We start from the raw sequence: 26,951 nt of genomic DNA, 5'->3' as shown, positions 1-26,951 counted from the left end.
AGGACGACCGTCCGCTATGCGGGAACCGAGCCTTGCTCGCGGTCGCCCGAGGCGTCCTCCCCGGTGGTGGACAGGTAGGCGGACTCGATCTCCTCAAGACGGTCGCCGATGTCCGCCGTGGCTCCTTCGAGGACCACCCGTCCACGGGACAGGACGTACACACGGTCGGCCACCTTGATCGCCTGGCGGACGTGCTGCTCGACGATGAGCACGGCGGCGCCCTTGTCCGCGGCGGTTCGTACCGCTTGCAGTAGCGACGTCACGATGAGCGGAGCCAGACCCAGCGAGAGCTCGTCGGCGAGCAGGACGGCGGGGCCGCCGGCGACGGCCCGCGCGAGCGAGAGGTACTGCTGCTCGCCGCCGGACAACAAGCCGGCGGGGCGTGACAGCAGCGGCTTCAGCGCCGGGACCACCTCGAGCGCGCGCTCGACGCTCCCCCGGCCGAGCCGGAGGTTGTCGTGCGTCGACAGCGACGAGAACACCGACCGCCCCTCCGGGACGAAGGCCAAGCCGCCCCGTGACCGGGCCGCGAGGCTGGGAGCCGCCGGGCGCCCCGCGAGCCAGACCTGTCCGCTGCTGAGCGGCATCGCGCCGGCGAGCGTCTTGAGCAGCGTGGACTTGCCGGCGCCGTTCGGGCCCAGGACCGCGACGACCTCGCCGGCGCGGACCGAGAGGGACACGTCGTGCAGCACCGGGACCGCCCCGTACCCCGCGCACAGGTCCTGCGCGTGGAGGGCCGTGTCCGCGGCGTCCGGGGGTACCACCGGCGCCGGCTTCCGCTTGACGGTCAACGTACCGATCATGAGGACACCGTCGCCTTCGAGTCGACTTCCGCCACCGCCGGGTCCGCCTCCGCGGCACCCAGATATGCCTCGATCACCGCCGGGTCCCGCCGTATGTCGGCCGGCGAGCCGTGAGCGATCACGCGCCCGAAGTCGAGCACCACGATCTCGTCGCAGGCACGCATGACGAGGTCCACGTCGTGCTCGACCAGCAGGACGCCGATGTCGCGCGCGGCGAGCCTGCGGATCAGCTCGACGAGTTCGACACGCTCCCGGTCGCTGAGCCCGGCCGCGGGCTCGTCGAGCAGCAGGAACGAGGGCTCGGCCGCGATCGCGCGCGCGATGGCGACCAGCCGGCGCCTTCCGTAGGGAAGTTCCGAAGGAAGCCGGTCAAGGTCCGCCGCCAGGTCGAACTCCTCGATCGCTTCACGGGCGACGCTGGGCAGACGCGCGACGCCCGGCATGAACAGGTCGCTGACGTAGCGGCCGAACGCCGGCCGTTCGGTCGCGATGAGGAGGTTCTCGAGGACCGTCAGGTCCTCGAACAGTTCGAGCGCCTGGAAGGAACGGGCGACCCCAAGGCGCGACCGGCGCCGTGGTGACATGCGCGTGAGGGGCGCGCCGTCGATGCTGACCGAGCCCGCGGTCGGGGCGATGAAGCCCGAGACCGCGTCGATCAGCGTTGTCTTGCCGGCACCGTTCGGGCCGATCAGGCCGAGCACCCTGCCCGCCGTGATCTTCAGGCTCACGTTGTCGAGCGCCCTGACGGAGCCGAAGGTGATCGCCACATCGCGTACTTCCAGCTCGGCGCCGGCCGTCGGCGGGTGCGTGGCCGCCGACGAGCGCGCGAGCACCTTCTGGCTCGGGCTCATGTGCTGTCGTTGCGGCAGAACCTTCTTCACTTGGCGGCCGATAAACCGGACGCCCTCACCGGCATGCGTCACCATTCCACCGGGCGACCGGATCAGCACTCGGATGAGGATGATACCGCTGATCAGCGGCAGGTACTTCTGGAATCCATCGCCGAAGGCGAGGACACCGATGTTGGTGCCGAGGCTCGCTGGCTGAAGGGTCGCGCCGAACAATGGGCCGATGACAAAGCCGATGCCACCGACGACTGCTTCCGCCACGAGGGAGATGGAACCGAAGGCGATGTAGTCGGAGTACACGATGCTCGGGCTACGGAAGGCCAGCATCACACCCCCGATGGCGGCGATCACCGAGCCCACGACGAAGGCGTACAGCTTGGTGGCCACGATGTTGACGCCGAGTGACATCGCGGCGCGCTCGTTCGCGCGGGTAGCCAGGAGCTGCCGCCCGATTCGGCCACGGCGGAGGTTGGCCACCGCGAGAGCGACCAGCGTGAAAATCGCGATCGTGACGACGACGTACGTCCGGGGGTAGAGGATCGCGTTGATGTCGAGCCCGAAGATGTGCGGATCGCCGATCGACGTGCCGTCCCCGCCACCGGTCCAGTCTCTGTTGTTGAAGACCAGAGCCTCGATGGCGGCGCTGAGGCCCAGGGTCGCGACGGCGAGTTGCGAGCCCCGGGTTCTTACCGCGGGCAGGCCCACGACGATGCCGATCGGGATGGCGACCAGAATGCCGCACAGCAGCGCGAGTAGGAACGGCATGTTCTGTGTGGCGACCAGGCGCCCGGCGACGAACGCACCGAGGCCGGCGAGCGCGAACTGGGCCAGCGAGAGCTGGCCCGCGTAGCCGGTGACCACGATGAACGACAACAGCACGATGCCGACCGCGACGGTCACGCCCATGCCGTTGACCCAGTCCAGCGGGAGGAGCGCCAGCAGCAGCATCGAGCCGCCGAGCGCGGCGACCAGCCCGCCCCAGGACACGTTGCCGTGCCCGACCGCGGGCAGCCGCGACCGCTCGTGGGAGCGGCCCGGAATGGTCTTGCCGCGTAGCGCGAGCACGAGAATGATCACCAGGAACGGCGCCGCGGCGGACCATCCCGGGGCCGTGACGTACCAGCTCATCTCCGACTCGAGGATGCCGATGAGGATCGCGGCGGCCAGCGTGATCGGGAAGGACACCATCGAGCCGATGACCGCCGCCGCCAGCGCCGGGATGAGCAGGTTGGTCAGCTGCGTGACCGACAGTCCGGTGATCGGGGCAAGCAGGATGCCCGCCAGCGCCGACAGGGCGGACGCGATGCCCCAGTTCCAGGCCGCCACCATGTTCGCGGAACGACCGAGCGACTCGCTGACCATGACGTCGTCGGCCACGGCCGTGGTGGCGATCCCGAACTTCGTCCATCGGTACACCGCGGTCAGGCCGAAGATCAGGGCCAGCACGATACCAAAGATGATCACGCGGTCCTCGCCGATCCGCAGCCCCCACAGGTGCAGCGTGCCGGTCGGCACCGAGGACTGCATGGCCTCGGCCTGCGACGGATACCGGAGCTCGAGCGCGGACTGAAGGCTGACCAGTACGGCGATCGTCGCGAGCAGGCGGACCAGTGGCGACGCGTTCTGTAGGCGCCTGAGGAGGATCGCCTGGATCAGGAAACCGACTAACGCACTGACTAACAAGCTCGGCACGATGGCCGCCGCGAAGCTCCAGCCGTGGCGGTCGTGAAGCTCCCAGAACGTGTAGACGCCGACCATGCCGATGGCACCCATGGCGAAGTTGATCACTCCGCTCACCCGGTGCACGATGACGATGCCGAGCGCTACCAGGGCGTACAGCGCCCCGAGGCCCAGGCCAAGAACCGCGAATTCGATGAAGGTACGCATTGCGATAGATGCCCCCGGGACTGTCGGAGTCGTGGTCGGCTCCCGCTGCCGCGGTGGACACGGGGGCAATTTTGCATCCTGGACACAGGCTTTCGGTGACTGTAGTAGCGGCCCGATCCGCGGTCAAGGATCTACTCCGGGCCTCGCAGCAGCAGCCTGAGCGCCACTACTCCATCCCGAATCCTGGACTCAGGCTGCCGTCGCTGCTACCGTTCGCCAACCCGGCAGGCGCTCCACCGCCGGTCTCTGGCGCCGTCAGCGGATTGCGCCTTCACAACCCAGCACCGGACATCGAGCGGGAGGGCCTCGTGGCCAGGAATATGACACGCAGTGCCAGGGACAGTGGTCCAGTTCGAACGCCGCGGTGGCGACGCTTGCCGATCTTCACCGCCACGGCGGTCGCCGCGGTCACCGCGGTCGCCGCGTGTTCGTCGGGCGGCTCGTCGGACAGCTCGGGCGACTCCAAGTCGCCCATCAAGATCATGGTCATCAGCACGCTCCAGTCCGCGGCGTTCGGCTTCCCCGAGGCCGTCGACGGCGCGGAGGCGGCGGCTGCCAAGATCAACGCAGCTGGCGGGGTCGACGGTCACCAGATCGAGATCTCGTCCTGCAATGACCAGTTCGACCCGAACACCGCGTCCGCATGTGCCCAGAAGGCGGTCAGCGAGAAGTTAGCTGGCGTCGTCACCGGGTACACGTCCTACGGCAACAAGATCCTTCCGGTTCTTGCGGCCGCGAAGATCCCGTTCGTCGGGCTCATTCCGGCGACCGACACCGAGTGGAAGAGCTCGCTCGCGTTCCCGTTCGGCGCGGGTAGCACGGGCAACTTCACGGGTGTCACGATCAAGCTGTACGAGCAGGGGTGCAAGAAGCTGGGCTCGATCGCCAGCGTGGCCGCCGCCTCGATTGACACCGGTAAGAGCGTGGAGAACGCGTTCAAGCACCTCGGTGGTGAGGTCGTCTACACGGCCACGATTCCTCCGACCGCGGCTGATGTCTCGCCACAGGTGGCGGCCCTGGTGAAGTCCGGCGCCGAGTGCGTCGTCACGACGATCCCGCCGGCGGTGGAGCTGAGCTTCATCAAGGCCGCCTACGCCGCGGCCCCTGACATGCCGATCGGCCTGGCCGGCATCGACGACGAAGTGGCCGCGAAGGTCGGCCCTGCGGGCAAGAACATCGTGAAGGGCGACACGGCCTACCCGGCCACGTCCAACGAGCTGAAGCCCTTCGTCGAGGCGCTGCACGCGTTCAACGCGTCCGCCGCCGTCTCGTCCTGGTCGCTGAACGCCTACGACGGCGTCGAGGTCATCGCGCAGGCCGCGAAGGGCCTGGACAAGGTGGACGCCGCCTCGATCACCGCGGCCCTCAGCAAGTCGACCTCGGTGAAGGTGACCGGTTACCCGGAGCCGATCGACTTCTCGAAGCCGCAGCCGGTCAAGGGCCTGCCGCGGCTGTTCAACCCGAACGTCGTGGTGTCGCACTTCGACGGCAAGCACTTTATTGCCTTCCCCAAGCCTGTGAACGTCCTCAGTGCCCTGCAGGCGGTCCGCGGAACGGCCTGATCTTTCCGCGGTAGGCCAGCCATCACCGGCGTCCGCGCCGCGCTGACCGGCTGACCGACGACACGAGCAACGCGAAATCCTCTGAGCCGGATGTGCCGCTCGCGGCACTGGGCTCGGAGGATTTCGTCTTTCACCAGAACGCTCGCCCGCCCGTGCGCGGCGCACGAGCTGGGCCCGGGCGTCCAGGCGGCCACGCCGAAGCCGTTCAGGCGGCGCGCCCGGCGGCCAGCAGGTCCTCGCCCGGCCCTGACGCCGCCACCCCGGCCAGCGCCGCGAGCGGAGCGACCCACCGCCGGCGCCGTCGAGGACCGCATCCGGGGCCTTCGGCAACCGTTCGTTCGCCTCACCGGACCCGCGCCCCGCCGCGGCTCGGTCTATCGACCGACCGATGGGCTCTCCGGCGGAGAGCAGAAAAAGTGGCCCGGCCATGCGGCCGGGCCACCTCGAAAATTCAAAGAAATTCAGCTGTCGGCCGCGATCCAGTGCTCTTTCCGCGCCAGCCAGGCACAGCACCCGGGCCGCGTCAGGCGATGTTCCACTGCCCGCCGAAGCAGGTCATCACCGTTCCGGTATAGAAGCTCGCACGGGGCGAGGCGAGGAAGCCGCAGGCGTACGCCGCGTCCTCGGGCCTGCCCAGACGGCCGACGGGGATCCGGGGAATCGACGCACGCCGGCCCCCCTCATCAGGCGCGTCCCTGGTGGTGACGTGTGGGTGCGACCGCTCGTTGTGCTCCGTGTCCATTGCACCGGGCGCGAGATCGTTGACCGTGATTCCGTACGGGCCGAGCTCGATCGCGAGGCATTTGGTCAGCGCGCGCAGGCCCGCCTTCGCCGCGACGTTGTGCGGACGGTTGGCGACGCCGATGAAGGCGTCCGGCCCCGTAATGTGGATGATGCGGCCCCACCGCTTCTCCATCATTTTCGGCGTGAACGTCTTGGCCAGCCTGAACGAGGCGTTGAGCTGAATGTCGAGGATTCGCAGCCAGTCCTCGACAGTAGTGTCGAAGAATGACTGGAACGGGCGTAGCGCGGCGTTGCTCACGTAGATATCGACTGACCCGAACTCAGCTTCAGCGGCATCCTTGAGCGCGTCGATGGACTCCTGCCGCGAGATGTCGCCCAACTGCACGATTGCCTTCGCGCCGAGTTCACGGGCGAGCTTCGCCGTCGTCTCGGCCTCCTCGCGATTGGAGTTGGCGTTGACGACGACATTCGCTCCACGCGCCGCGAACTCCAGTAAGATCGCACGGCCAAGATTTCGACCCGAACCTGTCACCAACGCCGTCTTGCCCTCGAGATCCTTCTCCATGGCTATCCCTTCCTGAGCCGAGCAGCGACGGATACCTGACGTCGTGGTCGGCCGGGCGATCGCGGTGCCGTCGTCGACGGCCCCGGTGGCGCCAGGGCCGAGTGCCGCGGCACCTGACGCTTCTGTGTCCGAGAGCTGGGCCGCGCCGGTAGCGCCCGGCGGACGCCGCGGGCCCGGACGGCCTACTCGTTCGTCCGGAAATCGGGCAACGGCCGACCTGCCGCGAGCCTGGCGACCAGCCTGCAGGAGCGGACAGAGCCTGTGGCCGCGGCCCGAGCCCGGACCCGGCGGGACGACTACGGAGACGGGCCGAGCCAGCGCTGTCGCCGTTACCGGTGCCCGGCGCGGCTCCCCGCCGATCGACGAGCGACTACGCCGTCAGCCACTGATCGAACTGAATGACGTTGCGGTCGGGATCGAGGACCATGGCTGTCATGACCTCGTGGCCTTCCGCGGGCTCGGCGTTGGCCGGCCCGTCATGGATCGAGCCCGAGAACCACACGTCGAACCCGGCGGTCTTGACGGCCTCAACCAGCGCCGGCAGGTCAGGGGTGCGGAACGACAGGTGATGCACGCCGACGTCGAACAGCTCGGCGGCCTGTCCCTGCGGCGCCGGCTCGATCCGTTGGTCGAGCACGACGTAGGTGGCGCCCGGCCGGTCGTCCCAGCGAAGGTAGCAGGCCCGCCTGTTCTTCGGGCGCTCACCTCCGTTCGCTTCGGTGCGGTCGACGGTCAGCGTCATCCCGAGCACATCGCGATAGAACCGCAGCGACGCCTCCATGTCGGTGACACCGATCGCGACGTGCGAGATGCCTGTAGTAAGAGGTTCCTCCATCGTGGCACCCATCTCGTTCGATCGTCGGATCGTCAGATCTTGCGCCCGTCAGCCTGCCAGTACCGGTCACGTATCCGACGCTTATAAAGCTTCCCGTTGTCGGATCGCGGCAGCGACGCCTCGAATTCCACGCTGCGGGGCACCTTGAACTTGGCGAGCCTCTCCTGGCAGAACTCGCGAATCTCCACGGCGAGCGCTGGCGACGGCTCCAGGCCCTCGGCCAGCTGCACGACGGCCTTGACCTCCTCGCCCCACTCGGAGTTCGGAACACCGATCACCGCGACGTCGGCGACGGCCGGATGTTGCAGGAGGACCGCTTCGATCTCAGCCGGATAGATGTTGACACCCCCGGAGATGATGACGTCCGTCGATCGATCGCGCAGGAAGAGGTAACCTTCCTCGTCGACGTATCCGAGGTCCCCCGTGGTGAACATGTCACCGATGACGGCACTGGCGGTCTTGCCCGGGTCGTTGTGATACGTGAACGGTTCCCTGAGCTTCATGAAGACGCGTCCGATGGTGCCGGGCGAGACCTCATGGTCGTACTCGTCGACGATCTTGATCGCCGCGTTGGGTGACGGCCGACCGACGGTACCTGGGCGCTCGAGCCATTCCTGCGAGGTGACGCGAGTCCCGCCGCCCTCGGACGCCGCGTAGAACTCGTTCAGGATCGGTCCGAGCCACTCGATCATCGAGCGCTTGGTCTGTATCGCGCAGGGTGCGCCCGCATGGGTGATCACCCGCAACGAGGACAGATCATACGTGTCACGGATCGAAGCCGGCAGCTTCAACAACCGCTCGAACATCGTCGGCACCATCGTCGCGGAGGTCACGCGATGCCGCTGAACGACGCCGAGGAATTCTCGCGGGTCCCACTTGCCCATGAGCACCACCGTTTGACCGAGGTGCAGGGCGCCAACCGCCGCTCCCAGCGGGGCTGCGTGGTAGAGGGGACCCGACACCAACGTGACGCCGTCTTCGGCGAGCTCACGGCCGGACGATTCGAACAGGGCTTTGCTGGAACGCACGGCGAGTTCGTCGGGGTCGCCCTGGTTCCGGGGCTTGACGACACCTTTGGGACGTCCTGTTGTCCCAGAGGTGTAGTACATGCGCTGTCCCGGCTCACGATGCGCCGGCGGCGCGTCGCTGAGCCCCGCGATGAACTCGTCCGCGGCGAGGAAACCCTCGACCTCGCCCAGCGCGACTCGAACCGGCGCCCGCCGCGACACCTTCGCGGTGGCGACGGCCGTCGCCGCGGCGACGGCGTCCGGCAGGTCCGCATCGACGACCACGACCGCCGAATCGGAGTCCTCGAGCACGTACTCGATCTCGGCGGCGGTCAGGTGGAAGTTGACCGGGACGAGCCGCGCCCCGATCTGCATCGCGGCCAACACCACGACGAGATACTCGGTGCCGTTCTGCGCGACAAGGGCTACCCGGTCGTCGGGCTTGACGCCGGAGGCCTGGAGAGCGTTTGACCAGCGATTGACGCGGGCCTGAAGCCAGCCGTACGTGTACTCGACGTCATTCTTGTCGATCACCGCACGGCGGTCCGGGTCACAGCTGCCCCGCTGCCACGCGGACAGGTCGTTCGAGCCAGCAGAACCGCCCTTGGACATAATGCGCTACCTCTCAGCTGGTGAGCGGCCACCGACGACCGTTACCAGATCTTGCGAGGGCACACGGAATCCGTCGGTCAACCGATCGAGGCCGTCAGCCTACCGCGGATCCTGGATGCAGCCAATTGGTCAGGTCGGAGTGCCGAGCTTCGTATCCCAGAGAGAGCGAGCCCAGTGGGACGGGTTGTCGTCATCCCACCAGATCTTGAGATCCTCGATCCGGTCCTTGCGGATCTCCACCAGTCGACAGCCCTCCGGCCCAGCCGCCGTCGAGTACGGGACCATGGCCTTGGTGAAATACCCTTCGCCCGGTTCGAACCAGCGGCGACCCTGCCTGGCACGCCCCTCGAGGACCAACACAAGCTGGTCCATGTTGTGATGATGGCGCGGAATGACGAAGTTCGGCGCCAGCTTCATCTCGAGCATGTGCAACGAGCCGACCTGTTCACGCCTGGTAAACAGACCGCCCCGGAAGTATTCGAGGACGTCAGCGGTCTCGCGCACCACTTCCGGCACGTTGCCGTCTGGCGATTCGATATTCGGCTTGGACTGCTTCCATCCCTCGTCGACATCCAACTGAAAGTATGCGACCTTGGGAACGTCAGCACTGTCGAGGGTCATTTGAACCTCCTTGCGGCCCACGGCGGCCCTTCTCGCGCCAACCGACTGATGGCGCCGTTGCCGGCCGCCGCAAGTCCAGTATCCAGGATTCTACCCGCGAAGGGAAGAGGTACTGGTCAACGCCGCACGAGCTCGGACCGCATCGTGCGACGGATGTGTCGACGAGCGATCGTCTCGGCGTCGGAGGCCCCGCCACGGCGAATGGCCTCCAGTACCGCACGGTGATCGACTTCGCCCTCGGAGAGCAGGTTGGCGGTCACCGCCGGCTCCTCGGTTCCGAGTTCAGCGATGCGTCGCGCCAGCATCTGCGAGGTCAGCCGGACCATCGGAGCCTGGTTGATCACCAGCCGGTTCCTGGACAGCTCCACGATCCTCACATGGAACGCCGCATGCGCCGCCGCCCGCGCCGCCCCATCGCGTGGCGCGCTTGGATCGTAGGAATGCATCTCGTCGATGCGCCCGCTCAGCATCTCGTAGTCAGCGTCCGAGATACCTCGCTTGGCAGCCAGTCGAGCCGCGAGCCCGTCAATCACTTCACGGAACTGGTACAGCTCGACGATGTCGTCGTTGGTGAGCTCGACGACCTCCAGCGTCTTGTTCCCGTTCGTCACCCGCACGAAGCCCTCGTACTCAAGAATCCGAAAGGCTTCACGAAGCGGGGTGCGACTGACGCCAAGCTTTTCCGCCAGCTCGATCTGCAGCAGCGTCGTCCCTGGCTCCAAGGTGCCATCGATGATCATCGATCGCAGTCGAGCTGTCACGTCGTCCACGAGACGCGTGCGCTCGAACGTCGGGAACGCCACCCCTGGCTCGACCATGGACGACATAGTACAGCACGAATGCGGGATGCAGGTTACCTTCGGGTCCCGCAATCGCGGAGATCGCGATGCGACGGCGACCACATATGCCTGGCCGGCGGCCGCGGCGGCACATCCGACAAGCGCCGTCCGCCCCGATGGCGCGGTCCCGCCACGCGCGGCGCCTGGAGCACCCCGCTAGCCCCTCGTGCACTCGGGTGCCGGACTCCGGCGCTGGGCGACTCACGAGCCGGCCGCCGCCGATGTTGGCCGGTCTCGCGCGGCCGCGGCCTCGGTAGCGGGCCGCGCACAAGGGGCACAGGCAGGACTGCCCCGTCGGGCGTGAGCAAGACCGTACCCGACCAGAAGGCCGACGCCGGACGCTGCTCACCGGTCCCGTCGGTCGTCACCGCCCTCACTCGCCGAAGCATGCGGACCAGGTCATCGACGGCGACCACAGCCCGCACCGTCCTGGATCCTGCATCCGCGTGTTGGTAAAATCGGGTCATCGCCCGCGGCAGGCGGGCCGACGAACGAGGTGATCCGCGGTGCCCGACCCTCGCAGCCTTGGTAGAGGCGACTTACTCGCGTGCTACTACACGCTCTCCGGCGCACCAAACGGCCAGCCGGCGCGGCATTCTTTTGACGCCCGGGTGCACGCGGCCGCTCGCGCAGGATACGCCGGCATCGGAATGACCATGTTTGATCTCGATGCGTGCACTGCTGAGGGTCGCACGCTCTCGGATATGGCGCGCGTCGCCGCCGACGCAGGTGTCTCGGTCGCCGAGGTCGAGACACTGGCGATCAGCCCGACGCCGACCACCGAGGAACGCGCCGTCGCTCGACGAATGGTGGACGCCGCGCGCCAGCTGAACGCCCGGCACATCAACGTGCTTATCGACCGGCCGCCCGCTACGCCGATCGACAACGACGAGGCGGCGGCAGGTTTCGCCGAGATTTGTGATCTTGTGGCGGAGGCGGGGCTCCTCGCCGCGTTCGAGTTCATGCCGTTCAAGGCCGTGGCCACCTTGGACGTCGCGACCGAGATCGTGGTTCGCGCTGGGCGGGACAACGGCGGGCTGGTCGTCGATGCCTACCACTTCTTCCGCGGCGGATCGCGTCTCGAGGACGTCGCGCGAGTCTCCGGCGACCGCATTGTGACGCTTCAGATGTCCGACGCGCCGGGCAGCGCGCCTGACGACCTGCTCATCGAGACGCGCACCGCCCGTCTGCTGCCCGGCGCGGGCGGCCTGCAGCTCGAGGATCTCCTCAGGGCGCTTGACGCCACCGGCACCAACGCCACCGTCGGTGTGGAGTTGTTGTCCGACCCCCTCCGGGAGCTCGACGCCGACGAGGCCGCACGAGCGAGCTACACGGCGACCCGCGCCCTGGTCGACCGCGTGCGGGAGCTGGAGACGTCCGGATGACGCGGATCGAGCCGGTCGATCCGGCGGAGCTCTTCCCCAAGGTCACTTCCCGCTTCCGAGAGGGGGCCTTCTCGCTGTATGGCGGTCGGCTTCCGATGTTGTATCGGGTGCTTGGCAACTCGCCGACGTTGCTGTCGGCCTGGCTGGACGTCGCGTGGGCGCTGCGCTTCGAGTCGACGTCCCCGCGAGCGCTACGCGAGATCGCTATTCTTCTCGTCGGGCATAGGCTCGAGGCACCGTATTGCATCGGCGCGCATGTGCGTATGGCTCGGGAAGCCGGCGTATCCGCGGCCGAGATCGAGGCGGTGCCGGCCTGGTCCACGTCCGAGGTATTCAACGCACAACAGCGCGCCGTGCTCGGCCTGACCGAGGCGATGCTCGGCCAGCACGTCGGTGGCGACACGCTCTCCCTGGTCACAGACCTGTTCGGTCCCGAGCAGACCATCGAGCTCGTCCTGACGATCGCCTTCTACCAGATGGTCGCCTCGACGACGAAGACGCTGGATCTCGCGCCCGAGGGATAGTCTCGCGTGCGCTGTCTCGATCCGTTCAGCAACGATGTGACGTTGTTACCCGGCGGAAGCCAGGCCCCGGCTTCCGCCGGTGTTGCTTTCTGCCGGCAGAAGTTGGCCCGCGTGAACTGGCGTGCCGGAGAAGGCACTGGCATCAGCCAGCACGGGCCGAGCGGCTCGGCACAGACGACCCGGTCGCACAGACGACCCGGTCCGACACTTCGGGCTCATACATGACGGATCCGCCGTTTCCGGTGTGCTGGCAGCCCTTGTCACACATGGCCTGGGCGTGTCGCCACCGGAGACAGCGGATCTTCGTGACCGCCGGGCGGATACCCGAAGACGCGTCAGATGTTCCTCGCGGCGAGCCCGCCGCCGGGAGCCTCAGAACGCGATCACGGACCGGATCACCCGGCCGGCCTGCAGGTCGTCGTATGCGTCGTTGATGTCCTCCAGGCCGATCGTCTGGGACACCAGGTCGTCGAGGTTGAACCGGCCCTGGACATACAACTGCGCGTAGTGCGGAATGTCTTTCTTGAAGTTCGTGGAGCCCATGTAGACGCCGTGAACGGAGCGTTGCCGCAGAACGAGGTCGGCGAACGGGTCGATCACCAGCTCCGTTCCTGGGCGCTGCATGCCGATCATGTAGGCGACTCCGCCGCGGCGGAGCATCGACAGCGCCTGCTTCGCGGTCCCCGGCGACCCGACGACCTCGAAGGAGTGCTGCACGCCCTTGCCGCCGGTCAGGTCGAGCACCGCGTTCACGGCGTCGTCCTTCGAGGCGAGCACGGTGTCAGTGGCGCCGAACCGCCGGCTGAGCTCCAGTTTCGACTCCGCCGTGTCGATGGCGATGATCTGCGCCGCGCCGCACAGGGCGGCGCCCTGGATCGTGCTGAGCCCGACACCGCCGCACCCGATGACGGCGACTGTGTCACCGAACCGGATCTTCGCGGTGTTGATCGCGGCCCCGGCCCCGGTGATGACTCCGCAGCCGAGCAGCGCCGCCTGGACCAGGGGAACGTCGTCGTGGACCTTCACCAGGTTGGACTCGTGCACCAGCATCTGCTCGGCGAAGGCGGCGAGCCCGGAGACCTGCGTCACCGGCGTGCCGGCACGCGAGAGTCGCGGCGGCAGGTCGTCACCGCGCGCGGCGGCCCCCGGCCGCGCGCACATCCAGATCTGGCCGGAGACGCACTCCTCGCATTGACCGCAGAAGCCGGTCAGGCAGCCGACCACCTTGTCGCCGGGGCGCAGCCCGCCGACCAGGGGCCCCACGGCGGCGACGACGCCCGCCACCTCGTGGCCCAGGACGGCCGGCATGGGGTGGCCGTAGTCGTTCTGCGACACCGACAGATCGCTGTGGCACAGCGCGCTGCCCTTGACGTCGACGAGCACCTCGGCGCCACGGGGCTCGTCGACGGTGATGTCCTCGATCTCGAATCGCGCGCCGATCTTGTTAAGGACTGCGGCTTTCATGGCTGATCCTCGGTTCTCGCTGTTCCGGGTTGCTGGGTCGTCAGGCAATCAGCGCGGACTCACACCGTCACGATCTCGGCGGTGAGCTTGAACTGATCACGCGGCAGGTAGATGGGCGTGGGCGCGATGTGGCGGGAGTTCTGGATGAGCCCGGTGCCGCCCTGCCCAACTGTGATCCACACCGCCTGCTTGCCGACCTCCTCCGCCACCGCGTCGGCGACTTCCTTGTCCCGCACCAGCAGCGAGGCCCGCACCTGGACCTCCGCCGGCTCGGCGGTGGTCAGGGCATCCCCATAGAGGGCGTTGTAGCCGACGTAGCCGAAGTGGGTCGCGTGAATCGCGTCGCCGTACTGCTCGAACCGCTTGCGGAGGACCTCCTCCACCATCCGCGCCCGGGCAAGGCAGTTCGGGCCACCCAGGTTGGTGTAGCCGATGACGCGGTAGCCCCAATCGACGCCGACCAGCACCTTGAGCATGTCGGGGCGCCGAGTTCCGGTGATACCCGTCACGCGCACACGGTCGTCGCCCAGATCCTCGACCTCGGCGTTCTGGAAGTCGGCCGTGACGTCCGGTGTCAGATACCGCGCGGGGTCGTGAACCTCGTAGCTCAGCTGGGCGATCACCGTGTCCTTGGTGACGCCACCGCCCGTCCCGGGCAGCTTGGACACGACGATGTTCAGATCCTGGTCGACCGTCGCGTACGGGAAGCCCAGGCGCTCCATCCCGGTGAACATGCGCTTGCCTGGGTCGTTGAAGTTGCCGCCCGTCACGTGCTGACCGCACTCCAGCAGGTGTCCCGCCGCCGTCGCGACCCCGACCCGCTGCCAGTCGTCCAGGCTCCAGCCCAGTTCGTGGCAGATCGGGCCGACGTAGCAGGACGGGTCGGCCAGCCTGCCGCCGATCACCCAGTCGGCACCCTGCTCCAGGCACTCGACGACCGGCTCCGCGCCGATGTAGGCGTACGCCCCGACGAGCCGGTCCCCCAGCTCCCGCACCGACGACCCGATCTCGGGGAGCTGGATGTCCTGGGCGAGCACCGTCTCCAGACAGTCGTCGCCGTGCACGATCCCGACCTTGATCCCGCTGTAGCCGAGCCGCCGAAGCTCATTGACGATCAGTTCGCCGGCCGAGCCCGGGTTGGCCCCGCCCTGGTTGGTGACGATCTTGCCGCCTCGGGAGACGAACGGCGCGAACCCAGGAATGGTCCGGGGAAGGTGCTCGTTGTAACCCAGCTTGGGATCGGCCATCTTCCGAGCGTGAGCGAACGCGAGAGTACGCTCGGCGAGCGCGTCGAAGCCCATGTACGAGACAAGCCCTGAATTGGCCAGCTCGACGGGCCAGTCGATACGCTCCGCCGCGTCGGCCGAACCACAGCCAATACTGATCGACTCGGCTGCCACAGATCCTCCTCGATTCGACACAAGATAGCTTTCAGTGACCCACGGGACTGTCTGACTGCACCGGGGGTCGCCAGGTGCCCGCCGAACCACCACCGTCAACCGTGATGACCTGCCCGTTGACGAAGGAGGCAGCATCCGAACAGAGCCATGCGACCGCGTTCGCGATGTCCTCGACGGCAGCGAGACGTCCGAGCGGCACCTTCCGTGACTGATGCGCGAGAAACTCGGGGTCGGCAACGAGGTGTGCGACCCGCTGGGTTGGTGTGAAGGACGGGCGCACCGCGTTCGTCCGTACACCGCGCGGGCCTAGTTCGAGCGCCGCGATCCTGGTCACCACTTCCAACCCGGCCTTTGCGGCAGCGTAGGGAGCGACATACGGCGCCGCGTCGACCACCGAGCTCGAGGAGATGTTCACGATCGAGCCCCGGCCACGTGTGGCCATTCCCGGCCCGAGCGCGCGGATCAGTTGCACCGACGTGCGCAGGATCAGGCCGAGCTGAAGATCCCACGCCTCGTCCGGCGTTTCGAGGAACGGGAGCCGCCCCTGGCCGGGCGCCGCGTTGTTGATGAGGATGTCCACGTCGCCGGCCGCAGTGGCCAGATCCGCGACCGCCGTCGGGTCGAGCAGGTCGACCACGTGCAGCTCGGCCTGCCCGCCGGCACCCTCGATCGTCGCCCCGGCCTTCTCCAACCCAGGCTCGTCGTCCGCGGCGAGGACGACCGTCGTGCCCATCGAGGCGAGGAGAACCGCGATCGCCTCACCGATGCCACGGCTTCCACCGGTAATTAACGCGCGCCGGTCGGCCAGCGCGTCGGAACGAAACGTCTGCATGAGAACGTCCCTTGTTGTCGGATACATCCGGGAGTGGAACCTGACACCGCGGTCCGCTAGCGACCGCTGTAGGGCGGAGGTTCCTGGGTCCGATGAGCGGCCGCCTCGCGAGCGAGAGCGCTGTCCTCCATCGTCTGGAGGTAATACCCGTACGACCGCTCGAGATCGTAGAACTCGGACACCGCGAGTGCTTTGCGTACAAGATGGCGAGCGAACGCCACCGCGACCGGGGGCTTGGCCGCGAGCTCCTGACCAATCTCGACCGCCCGGTCAAGCGACTTGGCGTCAGGCACGATCTCGTTCACCAGTCCGAGCGTCAGCGCCTCGCTCGCCGGTATCCGGCGGGAGTTCAGGATCATGTCCATCGCCCGATGCTTGCCGACCGTCCGTGTCAGGTAGACGGCGCCGCCCGCGAAGGGAGCCTGGCCGACCCGCATCTCGAAGCTCCCGAATATGGCGGACTCGCCGGCGACCAACAGGTCGCAGGACTGCGCGAGCTCCCACCCGCCGCCCAGGCAGTAGCCGTTCACGGCGCCGATGAGCGGTTTACGGAAGTTGTGCAGTGTCTCCCAGACCTGTCCGTAGGCGTATCCATAGGCGAGGCGCATCGCCTCGGTGTCCTGATCATCCTGCGGGTACCTCGCCGGGCGCTTCTCGCCGAGGTTGGCTCCTGCCGAGAACGCCCGGCCCCGACCAGAAATCACGACGGCCCGCGTCACCCGGTCGCGCCCGAAGGAGAGCAGCGCCTCGTTCACCTCGGCGAGCGTCGTCCGGGCGTCCGTTGGGTTCAGCCGCGCTGGATCATTGAGTTCGATGATACCGACCGCGCCACGACTCGACGTGACGACGGTCTCGACAGCCTCGTCCATGCCCGCCCCTCCGCACCGGCCCTGAGCATCCCACTCGCAGGCATCCTGGATGCAAGGTCTAGCACAACGAGCTAGGCTGCGGAAGGGCCGGGGCGGTCGCGCCAGCCTGGGCGCCGTCGACGGGCATCTCGCGCCGAGGGTGGACGGCGACCCATCCGACCGCCTGGTAAATCGCGATCAACGCTACGGAGCTGCCTGTGTCGCATGATCCTCAACCGTTCCGGTTCGGGGTGCGCGCCGGATCGTCGGCCACACCCGCCGAACTGGTCGACACCGCCCGCGAGGCGGAGGATCTGGGCTACTACTCGGTGTTATTCACCGATCATTACCTTGGCCCCGGTCGGGCCATGGCCGCGGCCAACCATCCCGCGCAGCCTCTTGCCGCCATTCCCTCAGCCACCTTCGCGGCCGCACGCACGTCGACGATCCGGGTCGGCTTCCGCGTGCTGTGCATCGACTACCACAACCCGGTGGTCCTGGCGAAGGAACTGGCGACCATCGATCAACTCAGCGGCGGACGGCTCGAGATCGGGCTGGGTGCCGGCTGGATCCAGTCGGAGTACGACGCGATGGGCGTCCCGTTCGACACCGCCGGCACCAGGATCAAAAGGCTCGGCACCGTCGTCGAGCTGCTGCGGGCGGCCTTCGGGCCTGGTGAGGTCGACGTCGACGGCCACGGCGTGCGCGCGAGCGGCTTCGAGGCACTGCCCAAACCGGTCGCCGCGACGGGCCCACCGATCGCGATCGGCGGCGGCGGACGGAAGGTGCTCACCCTTGCCGGCCGCGCGGCCGACATCGTGGCCTTCAACCTCAACAACGCCGCCGGACGCCTCGATCCCAACGGACCACGGTCCTCGACGGCGGCGCTCACCGACGAGCGCGTCCGCTGGGTGCACGAGGCCGCCGCCGCAACGGCCCGAACGGCGCCGCCGATGCTGGAAGTGGGAATCGCGGCGACCGCGGTCAGCGACCACGTCGAGCAGGCCGCCGGGCAGTTCGAGGCGTTCTTCGGCCTTCCCGGGAAAGAGATCGTCGACCATCCACATGCACTCATCGGGTCGGTCGATGACATCTGTGAGACGTTGCTCGAACGAAGATCCCGCTACGGCTTCTCGTATATCACCATCCGTGACCGGGTGATGAAGTCGTTTGCCCCCGTCGTCGACCGGCTGGCCGACCGATAACCCGGCGCCTTGATCATGAACACCTACGGAGGAGGAAGACTATGAGCGAAGCATCGTTCGACGAGGACGAACTCATGCGGTGGGTCATGGGTGACGAGGAGTCGGTGAAGCGTTTCAAGGCGCGGCGCCGGTCACCGCTCAGCACTCCACACGCGGACATCATGACGTCGACCAGCCAGGCTGTCTGGTCGCGTCGAGTCCTGGACGGCAAGACCATGGCACTCGTCAACCTCGGCATCATGTCCGCCATCAACCGTCCCCACGAGCTCGAGACCCGAATCCGCGGCCTGCTCCGCGGCGGGATCAAGCCTGAAGAAATCGCGGAGGTGTTCCTTCAGACGGCCTTCTACTGTGGCAACCCCACCGGGGTCGAAGCACTGATCACCCTGGTGGACGCTGTCGACGACATGCGTGAGCGGGGCACACTCGCGCACGAACCCGTCGATCCCGACACCGCGCCCGCCACGTGAGGTACCGGCCGCTCGGAACGACCGGGCTACTGGTGTCCGAACTCGTGCTCGGCGCGGCCAACTTCGGCGACACCGTCGGCGACCAGGACGCATGCTCCCTGGTCGCCGCGGCGCTCGATCACGGGATCAACACGTTCGACACCGCTGATGTCTACGCCGGCGGGCGCAGCGAGGAGATCCTCGGTGCCGCGCTGCGGCACCGGCGCGACCAGGTGATCCTTTGCAGCAAGGTGGGGTCGCGGGTCGGCGACACCGAGGCCGACCTGCGCAAGACCGTCGGTGGCGACCGCCTCGACCACGGCGCTCGCTGGCAGGCAGGCATAGCGCCCAGCGACCAGGGGCTGTCGCGCAAGCACCTCGTGTCCGCGCTGGAGTCCAGCCTGCGCCGTCTGGGCACCGACTACATCGACCTCTACCAGTTACACCGCTTCGACCCCCATTCCGGAGTCGAGGAGGTCCTCCGCACGCTCGACGACATGGTGAGCGCCGGAAAGGTTCGCTATATCGGATGTTCCGGCTGGGCGGCCTGGCAGCTGTACAGGGGCCTGTGGCTGTCCGACACCGCCAAGCTGGCGCGGTTCCAAGCCCAACAGGTCCCGTACAACCTCCTCGACCGTGAAGCCGAGCGTGAGATCCTGCCCGCCTGCCTCGCCGGCGACGTGGGTGTGCTCGCGTTCCGCGGACTCGCCGGGGGCCTGCTGGGCGGACGGTACCTCGACGGCACGGCTCCCCCACCGCAGACGCGGCTCGGGTCACGCGAGGGCATACGGGCGCGCTACCTGACCGTTAGCGCCATCGCCGGAGCGGCCGTGGTCGCCGACTCGGCCGCGCGCGACGACCGGTCGGCGACCGACCTCAGCATCGCCTGGGTACTCGCCCAGCCCGGCGTCACTGCCATGCTGTTCGGAGCGTCATCGCCCCGGCAGCTGTCCGAGGGCATCGCGGCGATCGACCGTCCCCTCGCCGCGGACCAGGCCGCCCAGTTGGCACGCGCGGTTGCCGAGGCAGTCGCGGGGGCGCAGAACGTAGGAAGGTAGCCGGCCACGAGTTCGTGGCCGGGCCGCCACGGGTGCGGTGGCCACTCGTCGAGATCGAGTGGCCACCGCGACCCGTCGACGCGCGCCGGTCCCCGCCCGCCCGGGTGAGAGCCCAAGCCCGTTGAGCGTTCGGGCGGTCACGGTTTCGCGGTTCAGCCTGAGCACGAACCGCCATCATCTTCATGCGGGACAGCGCGCCTGGAGCGCCTAGATCCCGATCAGCTCGGCGACGCGGTCACGGTGAAACCCCGGAGCGCCGAACAGCTGCTGCGCGGACTTCGCCCTCTTGAAGTACAGATGGGCCGAGTGCTCCCAGGTGAACCCGATGCCACCATGCACCTGGATGTGCTCGGCCGCGATCTTCAGGAAAGCATCGGAACAGCATGCCTTGGCAAGGCTCGCCGCCAGTCCCGACTGATCGTCCTCCGTCGCTAGGAGCAGGCACGCGTAGTGAGCGGTCGAGCGCGCCGACTCGAGCGCGATGAGCATCTCGGCGCACTTGTGCTTGATCGCCTGGAACGAGCCGATCGGGCGCCCGAACTGATGTCTCTCCTTCGCGTAGTCGACCGTCGACTCCAGGCACGCCGAGGCGGCTCCGACCTGCTCGGCGGCCTGGGCGACGATCGCTCGATCCATAACCCATCTGAGGACCTCTTGGGCGCTGTCCCTCGACTCGATCACGTGGGCGGCTACGCTGTCGAAGTCGAGCCCGGCGATGCGTCGCGTCTGGTCCAGCGTGATGAGCGGCGTTTTGGTGAGACCAACCGCGTCGCCAGCCACCTCGAACAGCCGTGTGCCGTCCGAGGTCGAGCCTCGGACGAGGATGTGATCCGCGGTGGCTCCGTCCAGTACGAACGGCTCTGTCCCGCTGAGAACCCATCCCTCGCCGACCAGCCGCGCCTCGATGGACGGTGCGGGCAGGTCCCAGACGCCGTCGGGCCCCGCAACGGCCACGGTCGCCGTCGCTGCGCCGGACGCGATTGCCGGAAGCAGTCGCGCGGCGACCCTTTCGTCGCCGGCCCGCATGACGGTGCTCGCGGCGAGCGCCACCGTAGAGAAGTACGGCGAGCAGAACAGCGACCGCCCCATCTCCTCCAACACGATGAACGACTCGACGAAGCCGGCGCCCGATCCGCCGAATCGCTCGGGAATCGTCAACCCCTGCAGGCCGAGCTGCTGCGCCATGAGGCGCCAGAGATCACGGTCGAAGCCGAGGTCGCTCGCCATGTCGGCCCGGACCTTGCCCTCAGGTGACTTTTCGCGCAGAAATCGTCGCACCGTGCGCTGGAGTTCTTCTTGGTCTTCACTCAGCTCGAGAATCATGTCAGTACCGAGGTCCGTGGTCTCTCGAAGGGCGTGGACGTCGAGACCCGTGCGCCCCGCCAGACATCAAATGTCTGGCAACGGGCGGACGGGCGCCGCCGTCAGGCCAGCGGGAAGCGGAACAGACGCTCGGCATTACCGTGCGTGATCAGCTCGATCTCGTCGTTGGGAAGCCCACCGAGCGACTTGTGGACGATCTCCTGCGACTCCGGCCAGGTCGAGTCGGCGTGGGGGTAGTCGACCTCGATCATGATCTTGTCGACGCCGATCCGGTACCGCGTGTCGATCGTGGACGGGTCGTCGAGGCTGCAGAAGTAGAAGTTGCGCTGGAACACCTCGGCGGGCGAGATCTCCGTCGAGGACCAGGTGTTGCCGAAGGATCCGGCCCGGTCCTCCATGTACTCGAGCCGGTCGCGGTACATCGCCACCCAGCCGATGCCGCCCTCGGCGAGCGCGATCTTCAGGTTCGGGAATCGAAGCGGGATCTCCGAGAAGAGCAGGTCCGCCGCCGCGACCATGGCGTTGACCGGGAACAGGGACACCCGGATCGTCCGCGGACCGTCCGAGTTCGGCCGTGGCGCCCAGCGGCCAGACCCGGTGTGGATGCACACAACGGTCTCGGTCTCCTCGCAGGCCGCGAAGAAGGGATCCCAGTGTGCCGTGTGAAAGCTCGGCCGACCGACGTTCGTCGGGTACTCGGGGAAGGTCACTGCGCGGAACCCGCGCTCGGCATTACGGCGGATCTCCTCGGCGGCCAGAACCGGGTCCGGAAGCCAGGGGAGCTGGAGAGGAACCATCCGCCCCGGATACGTTCCCGCCCACACCTCGTGGTGCCAGTCATTCCACGCCCGCGTGCAGGCGAGCCCCAGCTCCTGGTCCTTGCTGTCGGCGAAGGTGACGCCCCCGAACCCGGCGACCTGGGACGGGAAGCACAACGACCCGGCGATGCCCGCCGCGTCCATGTCCGTGATGCGCGCGTGGATGTCCCAGGCGCCCTTGCGGATCGCGTCGAAGCGAACCGGCTCGTATCCCCACTGGTCCTTCGGGAGTCCGACCACCGCGTTCACCGCGATGTTCGGGAAGATCTTCCCCTCGTAGGTCCAGACCTGGGAGCCATCCTCCTGCTCGATGACGCGCGGCGCCCGATCGGCGAGCGCCGCGGGCAGCCGGCCCTCGAACATGTCCGGAGGCTCGCACAGATGATCGTCGACCGAAAGGATCTTGTAGGAACGGTGCGGCTCGGGCATGGCTAGCATCCTCTCGTCAACCTGGATGCAGGATACATGTGGCTGCATCCATCCGCCACCCGTACTATCGTCATCCTGGACGCAGGATACATGTCGAGCTGGCCTGTCGCACCGCGTGCGCCGAGCCACGCCGAGCCGGAGAGACCCGAGGGGGCTGCCGGCGGCCGTTTCCCGAAAGGAGGAGTCACCGACAGTGATCGAGTTATTTCACGTCGGGCTCTGTGTCAGCGACCTCGACCGGTCGATCGATTTCTATCGCTGTGTCGCGCGCATGGAGGTGGTGGAGAAGCATGTCCGGGCCTCGCCAGAGTTCGACGCCCTCAGCGGGAATCCGGGCAGCGAGGTGCGGGTCGCCTACCTTGGCGGCGAGGATGGCTTCCGCCTGCAGCTGATCGAATACGCGCGCGGTGGAGCGGGCAGAGCCACGGTGGCACACAACCGTGTCGGCAGCCCCCACCTTTCCTTCTTTGTCGACGACGTCAGAGCCGAGTACGAACGCCTTGAAAAGGCACCGAACGTACGGCTGACCTCGAAGGTCGTCGTACTGAACCCACAGATGACGAGCTTCTATACCGCCGACCCCGATGGCGTGCCGGTCGAGTTGCTGGAGCTGACCGAGCCGTGGCCTGGCGTCGCGGAGCGCCGGCATGGGCGCTGAACGCCCCCGCCTGGATGCGCCCACGGGGTGGGGACCGTTCTCGCTGACCGGCCGCCGCGCGCTGGTGACGGGTGCCGCGGGAGGAATCGGCCGTGCCATCGTCACCCGGCTGCTGGACGCGGGCGCCGAGGTGGTGGCGACCGATCGCCATCTCGACCGCACCAACGAACTGGCCGCGCTCGTACCTGAGTGCCGCTACCTGTCCGCCGATCTCAGTGTCCCGGACGAGGTCGAGGCGCTGTTCGCGCGGGCGGTCGCGGCCGCGGGCCCCATCGATCTGCTCGTCAACAACGCGGCGCTGATCACGAGCGCGCTTCTGCCCGAGACCGACGCGGACCTGCTCGACAAGGTCTACGCCGTGAACTTCCGTGCGCCGATCCTGCTCAGCCGCGCCTACGCCGAACTAGCCGCGTCAGATTCTCCGGGCGCGATCGTCAACATCGGGTCGGCGGGAGGCGTGCGTGCCGTTCGTGTCGGGTCGTCGGCGTACGGCTCGTTGAAGGCGGCGCTTGGCCAGGCCACCGCATACCTCGCTCGCGAGTTGGGCCCACGCGGCATCGTGGTCAACGCGGTGGCCCCGGGGTCGATCGCGAGCGGGCACAGCGTGGGCCGTTCGCGCGAGGCATCCGCAGCCTCACGGCGACTACGCGACGAGATCCGCGGCCGGTCGGCCCTGGGCCGGCTGGGCGTACCTGACGACGTCGCGCTCGTCGTCGTCTTTCTCGCCTCGCCGGCAGCCGCCTTCATCACCGGTCAGACCCTTCTGGTCGACGGCGGCTGGCTCCTCGGCTGATCTCACTGTTCGCGATCCTCCCGTGCTCCAGGCAGCCGGCTCGCCATGAGCCGAACCCACCGCCCCCGCCCCAGCCGGCACCGGCTGTTCGGTGGCCCGCACGTCGAGCGTGGCGGCCTGGCGCCCAGGTGGCAGCCCTGTCTGCACGACCGGAAATTAGATCTTCGAATCCAGATTGATACATCCGACCTGAGAGCACGGAGGCATGACATGTCGGGGCTGGTGGCAGGCAAGGTCGCACTCGTCACAGGAGCCGCGTCCGGAATTGGGCGGGCCTCGGCCATGGCTTTCGCCCGAGAAGGCGCGATGGTCACCGTGGCCGACGTCGACGCCGACGGGGGCGCGGAGACGGTGAGGCTGGTGGAGGCCGCCGGCGGCGAGGCGATCTTCGTGCGGTGCGACATCGCCGACGAGGATGACGTCCGGTCCGCGGTGGCGGTGACCGTCGAACGTTTCGGTCGACTCGACTGTGCCCACAACAACGCTGGCCTGGGCCACGGACAGGCGAAGCTGGCCGAGATCGATCGGAATCGGTGGGACCGCACGGTGGCGGTCAACCTGACTGGCACGTGGCTGTGCCTGAAGTACGAGATCCAGCACATGCTCGAGCGCGGTGAGGGCGGCGCGATCGTCGTCACCTCTTCCGCCACCTCGCTCCTGGCGTTCCCCCTGACCGCGGGCTACGCCGCGACGAAGGCGGGGATAAACCAACTCGTCCGCTCGGCGGCCAAGGAGTACGGCCGGGATGGGATCCGTGTGAACGCGGTGCTGCCCGGCCCGATCAGTACGGAGATGGTCGCGCGGTCGTTCGTCGAGAACCCGAGCCTGCAGAAGCACCTCGAAGAGGACGTGCCACTCGGCCGACTGGGCACGCCGGAGGAGGTCGCCGACACCGTGGTCTTCCTGTGCTCGGGGAACGCGGGCTTCATCAGTGGATCGATGCTGACGATCGACGGCGGGCAGACGCCCTGGTAGATCGAGTGCTCCGCATACCCGATCCTTCCCGGGGTCGACAGGTTCGCCGCGCTTCGTCCGCCGGGCCGCCGGGCCGCCGGGCCGCCTAACAACTTACGGAGCACGCAGGCCCGGGGCACCAGAGATCATTTCGATGGATGATCGTCGGTGCGAGTCTGGGCCCCGACCGGAGGCGGATCAAGGCCCAGACTCGGCGACCGCGATCAGCGCGGCCCCATCCGGATGGCGCCGTCAAGCCTGATGACCTCACCATTGATCATTACGTTGTCGACGATGTGCGCGACGAGGTTGGCGTACTCGGCCGGATCGCCGAGCCGGCTTGGATGCGGCACCTGCGCGCCCAGCGACTGGATTGCCTGCTCGGGCAAGGTCCTGAACATTGGAGTCAGGAACAGTCCCGGCGCGATGGTGACAACCCTGATCCGGTGCTGCGCCAGGTCGCGGGCGATCGGCAGCGTCATGCCAACGACACCGCCCTTGGAGGCCGAGTAAGCGACTTGGCCGATCTGGCCCTCGAAGGCGGCGACGGAGGCGGTATTGACGATAACGCCGCGCTCCTCCGCCTCGACCCCCGTCTGAGCGATCATCGCAGCCGCCGCCAACCGGATCACGTTGAAGGTACCGACCAAGTTCACCTCGACGACTTTCTTGAACGTGTCGAGAGGATACGGGTTGCCGTCCTTGCCGACGACGCGGATCGCGTTGCTGATGCCGGCGCAGTTGACCGCGATCGCGAACGGACCGTGCGACACCGCGGCGTCAACGACGGCCCTCACCTGCTCCTCGTTGCTCACGTCAGCGGGGACAAAACTTGCTCCTTGGCCGAGCTCGTCCGCGATCGCCTTCCCGTCACTAGTTGGCAGGTCGACAATGACGACGTACGCGCCCTGGCTGTGCAGCCGTCTGACGGTCGCCTGGCCGAGGCCTGACGCACCGCCGGTGACGATGGCGGACTTGCCGTCGACTTCCATAGAGGATACATTCTCCTTTGTCAATCCGAGCAGTCATGAGCGCGACCGACGGAGGCTGTCCTGGCGGAGCCGCCTGGCCACGCCCACCATCACGCCGACTACGCAACCTCGTCGTCCAGAATCCAGGATACTATTTTAGGACTAGGGTGGGACACGGCACGAGCACCATGCCCGATGCGTCACGCCCGCTCCGCATCCTGATCAACGCGACGCGCAGCCCCACTCGAACGCGGCGGCGATACTCCGCTCCTGGCCTCAGAAACGAGCTGAACGTGGACTCCGATTTCGATCTGTACCGGCTGCCGGACGAGCATGTCGCGTTGCGCGAGGCGGTGCGTGACCTGGTCGAGTCCGAGATCGTCCCGCACGCGGCGGACGTCGACGAGCACGAGCGCTTCCCGCAGGAGGCGTTGGACGCGCTGAACCGGGCCGGGTTCTCGGCGGTGCACGTCCCGGCCGAGTACGGCGGGGAGGGCGCGGACGCGGTCGCGACGTGCATCGTGATCGAGGAGGTCGCCCGCGGCTGCGCGTCGAGCTCGCTGATCCCGGCGGTGAACAAGCTCGGGACGATGCCGATCCTGCTGTCCGGCTCGGAGGAGCTGAAGAAGCTGGTGCTGCCGTCGGTGGCGGCCGGGGAGGCGGTGGTCTCCTACGCCCTGTCCGAGCGGGACGCCGGCTCGGACACGGCCTCCATGCGGGCGCGCGCCACCCGTGACGGCTCGGACTGGGTCCTCAACGGGACCAAGTGCTGGATCACCAATGCCGGCGTCGCCACCTGGTACACCGTGATGGCGGTGACCGACCCGGAGGCGACGCGGAAGGTCGACGGGATCTCCGCGTTCGTCGTCCACAAGGACGACCCGGGCTTCGAGGTCGGTTCCAAGGAACGCAAGCTCGGCATCAAGGGCTCCCCGACCCGTGAGATCCACTTCGTGGACTGTCGCATCCCCGCGGACCGGATCATCGGCGCCCCCGGTACCGGCCTGCGCACTGCGCTGGCCACCCTGGACCACACCCGGCCGACGATCGGCGCGCAGGCGGTCGGCATCGCCCAGGGGGCGCTGGACGCCTCCATCGCCTACACCAAGGACCGCAAGCAGTTCGGCCGGCCGATCGCCGACAACCAGGCTGTCCAGTTCATGCTCGCCGACATGGCGATGCGCATCGAGGCCGCCCGGCACATGGTCTACGTCGCCGCCGCCCGCGCCGAACGCGGCGAGCCGAATCTCGGCTTCATCACCGCCGCCGCGAAGTGCTTCGCCTCCGACACCGCCATGTCGGTGACGACGGACGCCGTGCAGCTGTTCGGCGGCGCCGGCTACACCCGCGACTTCCCCGTCGAGCGCATGATGCGCGACGCCAAGATCACCCAGATCTACGAAGGCACGAACCAGATCCAGCGCGTCGTCATGTCCCGCCACCTCCTCAAGGGCTGACCGCCGTCGGTCCTCCGCTGGCGGGTCGCGGGATCGAAACTCCGACGGGTCGGTGACATC

24 protein-coding genes are annotated in these 26,951 nt (G+C 67.8%); 10 read left to right on the top strand and 14 right to left on the bottom strand.

Annotation, left to right across the window (positions count from 1 at the left end; all coding sequences use genetic code 11):
• Positions 1-14: 14 nt before the first annotated feature.
• Both AC6EXY_RS10075 and AC6EXY_RS10070 read right to left on the bottom strand, forming a co-directional pair.
• The gene (locus AC6EXY_RS10075; protein ID WP_499817292.1) at positions 15-803 is read right to left on the bottom strand and encodes an ABC transporter ATP-binding protein; all 789 of its coding nucleotides are present in this window, start codon (positions 801-803) and stop codon (positions 15-17) included.
• Complete coding sequence (locus tag AC6EXY_RS10070) at positions 800-3,607, bottom strand: ABC transporter permease subunit (RefSeq protein WP_499817293.1); 2,808 nt, start codon at positions 3,605-3,607, stop codon at positions 800-802. Before AC6EXY_RS10070 ends, AC6EXY_RS10075 begins: the two co-directional genes overlap by 4 nt.
• On the opposite strand from AC6EXY_RS10070, the gene AC6EXY_RS10065 reads away from it, so the two are divergent.
• A complete protein-coding gene (locus tag AC6EXY_RS10065; RefSeq protein WP_499817294.1) occupies positions 3,592-5,100 on the top strand; it encodes an ABC transporter substrate-binding protein in 1,509 nt (502 codons plus the stop codon). The genes AC6EXY_RS10070 and AC6EXY_RS10065 overlap by 16 nt on opposite strands.
• A 523-nt stretch (positions 5,101-5,623) precedes the next feature.
• Here AC6EXY_RS10065 and AC6EXY_RS10060 read toward each other — a convergent pair.
• The 5 genes from AC6EXY_RS10060 to AC6EXY_RS10040 all read right to left on the bottom strand — a co-directional run bounded on the left by AC6EXY_RS10060 (position 5,624) and on the right by AC6EXY_RS10040 (position 10,287).
• Positions 5,624-6,409 (bottom strand): SDR family NAD(P)-dependent oxidoreductase, encoded by a 786-nt coding sequence (locus AC6EXY_RS10060; RefSeq protein ID WP_101829483.1) that lies wholly within the window; start codon positions 6,407-6,409, stop codon positions 5,624-5,626.
• A gap of 370 nt (positions 6,410-6,779) precedes the next feature.
• Positions 6,780-7,256, bottom strand: coding sequence for a VOC family protein (locus AC6EXY_RS10055; RefSeq protein ID WP_101829482.1), 477 nt, complete (start codon positions 7,254-7,256; stop codon positions 6,780-6,782).
• A 20-nt stretch (positions 7,257-7,276) separates the two neighbouring features.
• A complete protein-coding gene (locus AC6EXY_RS10050) occupies positions 7,277-8,863 on the bottom strand; it encodes an AMP-binding protein (protein WP_101829481.1) in 1,587 nt (528 codons plus the stop codon).
• 129 nt (positions 8,864-8,992) lie between these two features.
• Positions 8,993-9,484, bottom strand: a complete 492-nt coding sequence (locus AC6EXY_RS10045) for a cupin domain-containing protein (protein WP_101829480.1) — start codon at positions 9,482-9,484, stop codon at positions 8,993-8,995.
• Between the two features lie 116 nt (positions 9,485-9,600).
• Entirely contained in the window at positions 9,601-10,287 is a 687-nt protein-coding gene (locus AC6EXY_RS10040; protein ID WP_165818155.1) for a GntR family transcriptional regulator, read from the bottom strand.
• Positions 10,288-10,829: 542 nt separating this feature from the next.
• Here AC6EXY_RS10040 and AC6EXY_RS10035 point away from each other — a divergent pair.
• Both AC6EXY_RS10035 and AC6EXY_RS10030 read left to right on the top strand, forming a co-directional pair.
• Positions 10,830-11,708 (top strand): sugar phosphate isomerase/epimerase family protein, encoded by an 879-nt coding sequence (locus AC6EXY_RS10035; RefSeq protein WP_133150513.1) that lies wholly within the window; start codon positions 10,830-10,832, stop codon positions 11,706-11,708.
• Positions 11,705-12,232 carry a carboxymuconolactone decarboxylase family protein gene (locus tag AC6EXY_RS10030; RefSeq protein ID WP_101829477.1) on the top strand — a complete coding sequence of 176 codons (528 nt, stop codon included), beginning with the start codon at positions 11,705-11,707 and terminating at the stop codon, positions 12,230-12,232. Before AC6EXY_RS10035 ends, AC6EXY_RS10030 begins: the two co-directional genes overlap by 4 nt.
• Positions 12,233-12,604: 372 nt before the next feature.
• Here AC6EXY_RS10030 and AC6EXY_RS10025 read toward each other — a convergent pair whose 3' ends face one another.
• Genes AC6EXY_RS10025 through AC6EXY_RS10010 form a run of 4 tightly spaced genes read right to left on the bottom strand, consistent with a single transcriptional unit; the run spans position 12,605 to position 16,797 of the window.
• Complete coding sequence (locus tag AC6EXY_RS10025; protein WP_101829476.1) at positions 12,605-13,696, bottom strand: Zn-dependent alcohol dehydrogenase; 1,092 nt, start codon at positions 13,694-13,696, stop codon at positions 12,605-12,607.
• Positions 13,697-13,755: 59 nt separating this feature from the next.
• Complete coding sequence (locus tag AC6EXY_RS10020; RefSeq protein ID WP_207770077.1) at positions 13,756-15,096, bottom strand: acyclic terpene utilization AtuA family protein; 1,341 nt, start codon at positions 15,094-15,096, stop codon at positions 13,756-13,758.
• Between the two features lie 31 nt (positions 15,097-15,127).
• Complete coding sequence (locus tag AC6EXY_RS10015; protein ID WP_165818154.1) at positions 15,128-15,928, bottom strand: SDR family NAD(P)-dependent oxidoreductase; 801 nt, start codon at positions 15,926-15,928, stop codon at positions 15,128-15,130.
• 56 nt (positions 15,929-15,984) lie between these two features.
• A complete protein-coding gene (locus AC6EXY_RS10010; RefSeq protein ID WP_101829474.1) occupies positions 15,985-16,797 on the bottom strand; it encodes an enoyl-CoA hydratase/isomerase family protein in 813 nt (270 codons plus the stop codon).
• A 197-nt stretch (positions 16,798-16,994) separates the two neighbouring features.
• Here AC6EXY_RS10010 and AC6EXY_RS10005 point away from each other — a divergent pair, with 197 nt between their 5' ends.
• The 3 genes from AC6EXY_RS10005 to AC6EXY_RS09995 are packed head-to-tail and all read left to right on the top strand — an operon-like array spanning position 16,995 to position 19,488.
• Complete coding sequence (locus AC6EXY_RS10005) at positions 16,995-17,981, top strand: TIGR03621 family F420-dependent LLM class oxidoreductase (RefSeq protein WP_165818153.1); 987 nt, start codon at positions 16,995-16,997, stop codon at positions 17,979-17,981.
• Positions 17,982-18,022: 41 nt separating this feature from the next.
• Positions 18,023-18,451 (top strand): carboxymuconolactone decarboxylase family protein, encoded by a 429-nt coding sequence (locus tag AC6EXY_RS10000; RefSeq protein WP_101829472.1) that lies wholly within the window; start codon positions 18,023-18,025, stop codon positions 18,449-18,451.
• A 32-nt stretch (positions 18,452-18,483) separates the two neighbouring features.
• A complete protein-coding gene (locus tag AC6EXY_RS09995; protein ID WP_165818152.1) occupies positions 18,484-19,488 on the top strand; it encodes an aldo/keto reductase in 1,005 nt (334 codons plus the stop codon).
• A gap of 207 nt (positions 19,489-19,695) precedes the next feature.
• Here AC6EXY_RS09995 and AC6EXY_RS09990 read toward each other — a convergent pair whose 3' ends face one another.
• The gene (locus AC6EXY_RS09990) at positions 19,696-20,811 is read right to left on the bottom strand and encodes an acyl-CoA dehydrogenase family protein (RefSeq protein ID WP_101829470.1); all 1,116 of its coding nucleotides are present in this window, start codon (positions 20,809-20,811) and stop codon (positions 19,696-19,698) included.
• Between the two features lie 101 nt (positions 20,812-20,912).
• Positions 20,913-22,058, bottom strand: coding sequence for an amidohydrolase family protein (locus AC6EXY_RS09985; RefSeq protein WP_243407030.1), 1,146 nt, complete (start codon positions 22,056-22,058; stop codon positions 20,913-20,915).
• A 193-nt stretch (positions 22,059-22,251) separates the two neighbouring features.
• Here AC6EXY_RS09985 and AC6EXY_RS09980 point away from each other — a divergent pair, with 193 nt between their 5' ends.
• The 3 genes from AC6EXY_RS09980 to AC6EXY_RS09970 are packed head-to-tail and all read left to right on the top strand — an operon-like array spanning position 22,252 to position 24,484.
• Positions 22,252-22,716 carry a VOC family protein gene (locus AC6EXY_RS09980; RefSeq protein WP_165818151.1) on the top strand — a complete coding sequence of 155 codons (465 nt, stop codon included), beginning with the start codon at positions 22,252-22,254 and terminating at the stop codon, positions 22,714-22,716.
• A complete protein-coding gene (locus tag AC6EXY_RS09975) occupies positions 22,706-23,509 on the top strand; it encodes an SDR family NAD(P)-dependent oxidoreductase (protein ID WP_101829468.1) in 804 nt (267 codons plus the stop codon). The genes AC6EXY_RS09980 and AC6EXY_RS09975 overlap by 11 nt, the downstream gene beginning before the upstream one ends.
• A gap of 45 nt (positions 23,510-23,554) precedes the next feature.
• A complete protein-coding gene (locus AC6EXY_RS09970) occupies positions 23,555-24,484 on the top strand; it encodes an SDR family oxidoreductase (protein WP_207770075.1) in 930 nt (309 codons plus the stop codon).
• A gap of 203 nt (positions 24,485-24,687) precedes the next feature.
• Here AC6EXY_RS09970 and AC6EXY_RS09965 read toward each other — a convergent pair whose 3' ends face one another.
• Positions 24,688-25,455: a 3-hydroxyacyl-CoA dehydrogenase gene (locus AC6EXY_RS09965; RefSeq protein WP_101829466.1), complete on the bottom strand. Its 768-nt coding sequence runs from the start codon at positions 25,453-25,455 to the stop codon at positions 24,688-24,690.
• 272 nt (positions 25,456-25,727) lie between these two features.
• Between AC6EXY_RS09965 and AC6EXY_RS09960 the strand changes: the two genes are divergently transcribed.
• Positions 25,728-26,891, top strand: coding sequence for an acyl-CoA dehydrogenase family protein (locus AC6EXY_RS09960; RefSeq protein ID WP_101829465.1), 1,164 nt, complete (start codon positions 25,728-25,730; stop codon positions 26,889-26,891).
• Positions 26,892-26,951 lie beyond the last annotated feature (60 nt).

This window comes from Frankia sp. RB5 (assembly GCF_059816245.1).
Note: the sequence above shows the minus strand (reverse complement) of the source record. Positions and strands in the feature narration are given on the sequence as shown.

Excerpts from the sequence above, each read along its gene's own strand:
- AC6EXY_RS10075 (WP_499817292.1), bottom strand. The coding sequence starts at position 803 with ATGATCGGTACGTTGACCGTCAAGCGGAAGCCGGCGCCGGTGGTACCC.
- AC6EXY_RS10060 (WP_101829483.1), bottom strand. The coding sequence starts at position 6,409 with ATGGAGAAGGATCTCGAGGGCAAGACGGCGTTGGTGACAGGTTCGGGT.
- AC6EXY_RS10055 (WP_101829482.1), bottom strand. The coding sequence starts at position 7,256 with ATGGGTGCCACGATGGAGGAACCTCTTACTACAGGCATCTCGCACGTC.
- AC6EXY_RS10050 (WP_101829481.1), bottom strand. The coding sequence starts at position 8,863 with ATGTCCAAGGGCGGTTCTGCTGGCTCGAACGACCTGTCCGCGTGGCAG.
- AC6EXY_RS10045 (WP_101829480.1), bottom strand. The coding sequence starts at position 9,484 with ATGACCCTCGACAGTGCTGACGTTCCCAAGGTCGCATACTTTCAGTTG.
- AC6EXY_RS10030 (WP_101829477.1), top strand. The coding sequence starts at position 11,705 with ATGACGCGGATCGAGCCGGTCGATCCGGCGGAGCTCTTCCCCAAGGTC.
- AC6EXY_RS10025 (WP_101829476.1), bottom strand. The coding sequence starts at position 13,696 with ATGAAAGCCGCAGTCCTTAACAAGATCGGCGCGCGATTCGAGATCGAG.
- AC6EXY_RS10015 (WP_165818154.1), bottom strand. The coding sequence starts at position 15,928 with ATGCAGACGTTTCGTTCCGACGCGCTGGCCGACCGGCGCGCGTTAATT.
- AC6EXY_RS10010 (WP_101829474.1), bottom strand. The coding sequence starts at position 16,797 with ATGGACGAGGCTGTCGAGACCGTCGTCACGTCGAGTCGTGGCGCGGTC.
- AC6EXY_RS10000 (WP_101829472.1), top strand. The coding sequence starts at position 18,023 with ATGAGCGAAGCATCGTTCGACGAGGACGAACTCATGCGGTGGGTCATG.
- AC6EXY_RS09990 (WP_101829470.1), bottom strand. The coding sequence starts at position 20,811 with ATGATTCTCGAGCTGAGTGAAGACCAAGAAGAACTCCAGCGCACGGTG.
- AC6EXY_RS09985 (WP_243407030.1), bottom strand. The coding sequence starts at position 22,058 with ATGCCCGAGCCGCACCGTTCCTACAAGATCCTTTCGGTCGACGATCAT.
- AC6EXY_RS09975 (WP_101829468.1), top strand. The coding sequence starts at position 22,706 with ATGGGCGCTGAACGCCCCCGCCTGGATGCGCCCACGGGGTGGGGACCG.
- AC6EXY_RS09970 (WP_207770075.1), top strand. The coding sequence starts at position 23,555 with ATGAGCCGAACCCACCGCCCCCGCCCCAGCCGGCACCGGCTGTTCGGT.
- AC6EXY_RS09965 (WP_101829466.1), bottom strand. The coding sequence starts at position 25,455 with ATGGAAGTCGACGGCAAGTCCGCCATCGTCACCGGCGGTGCGTCAGGC.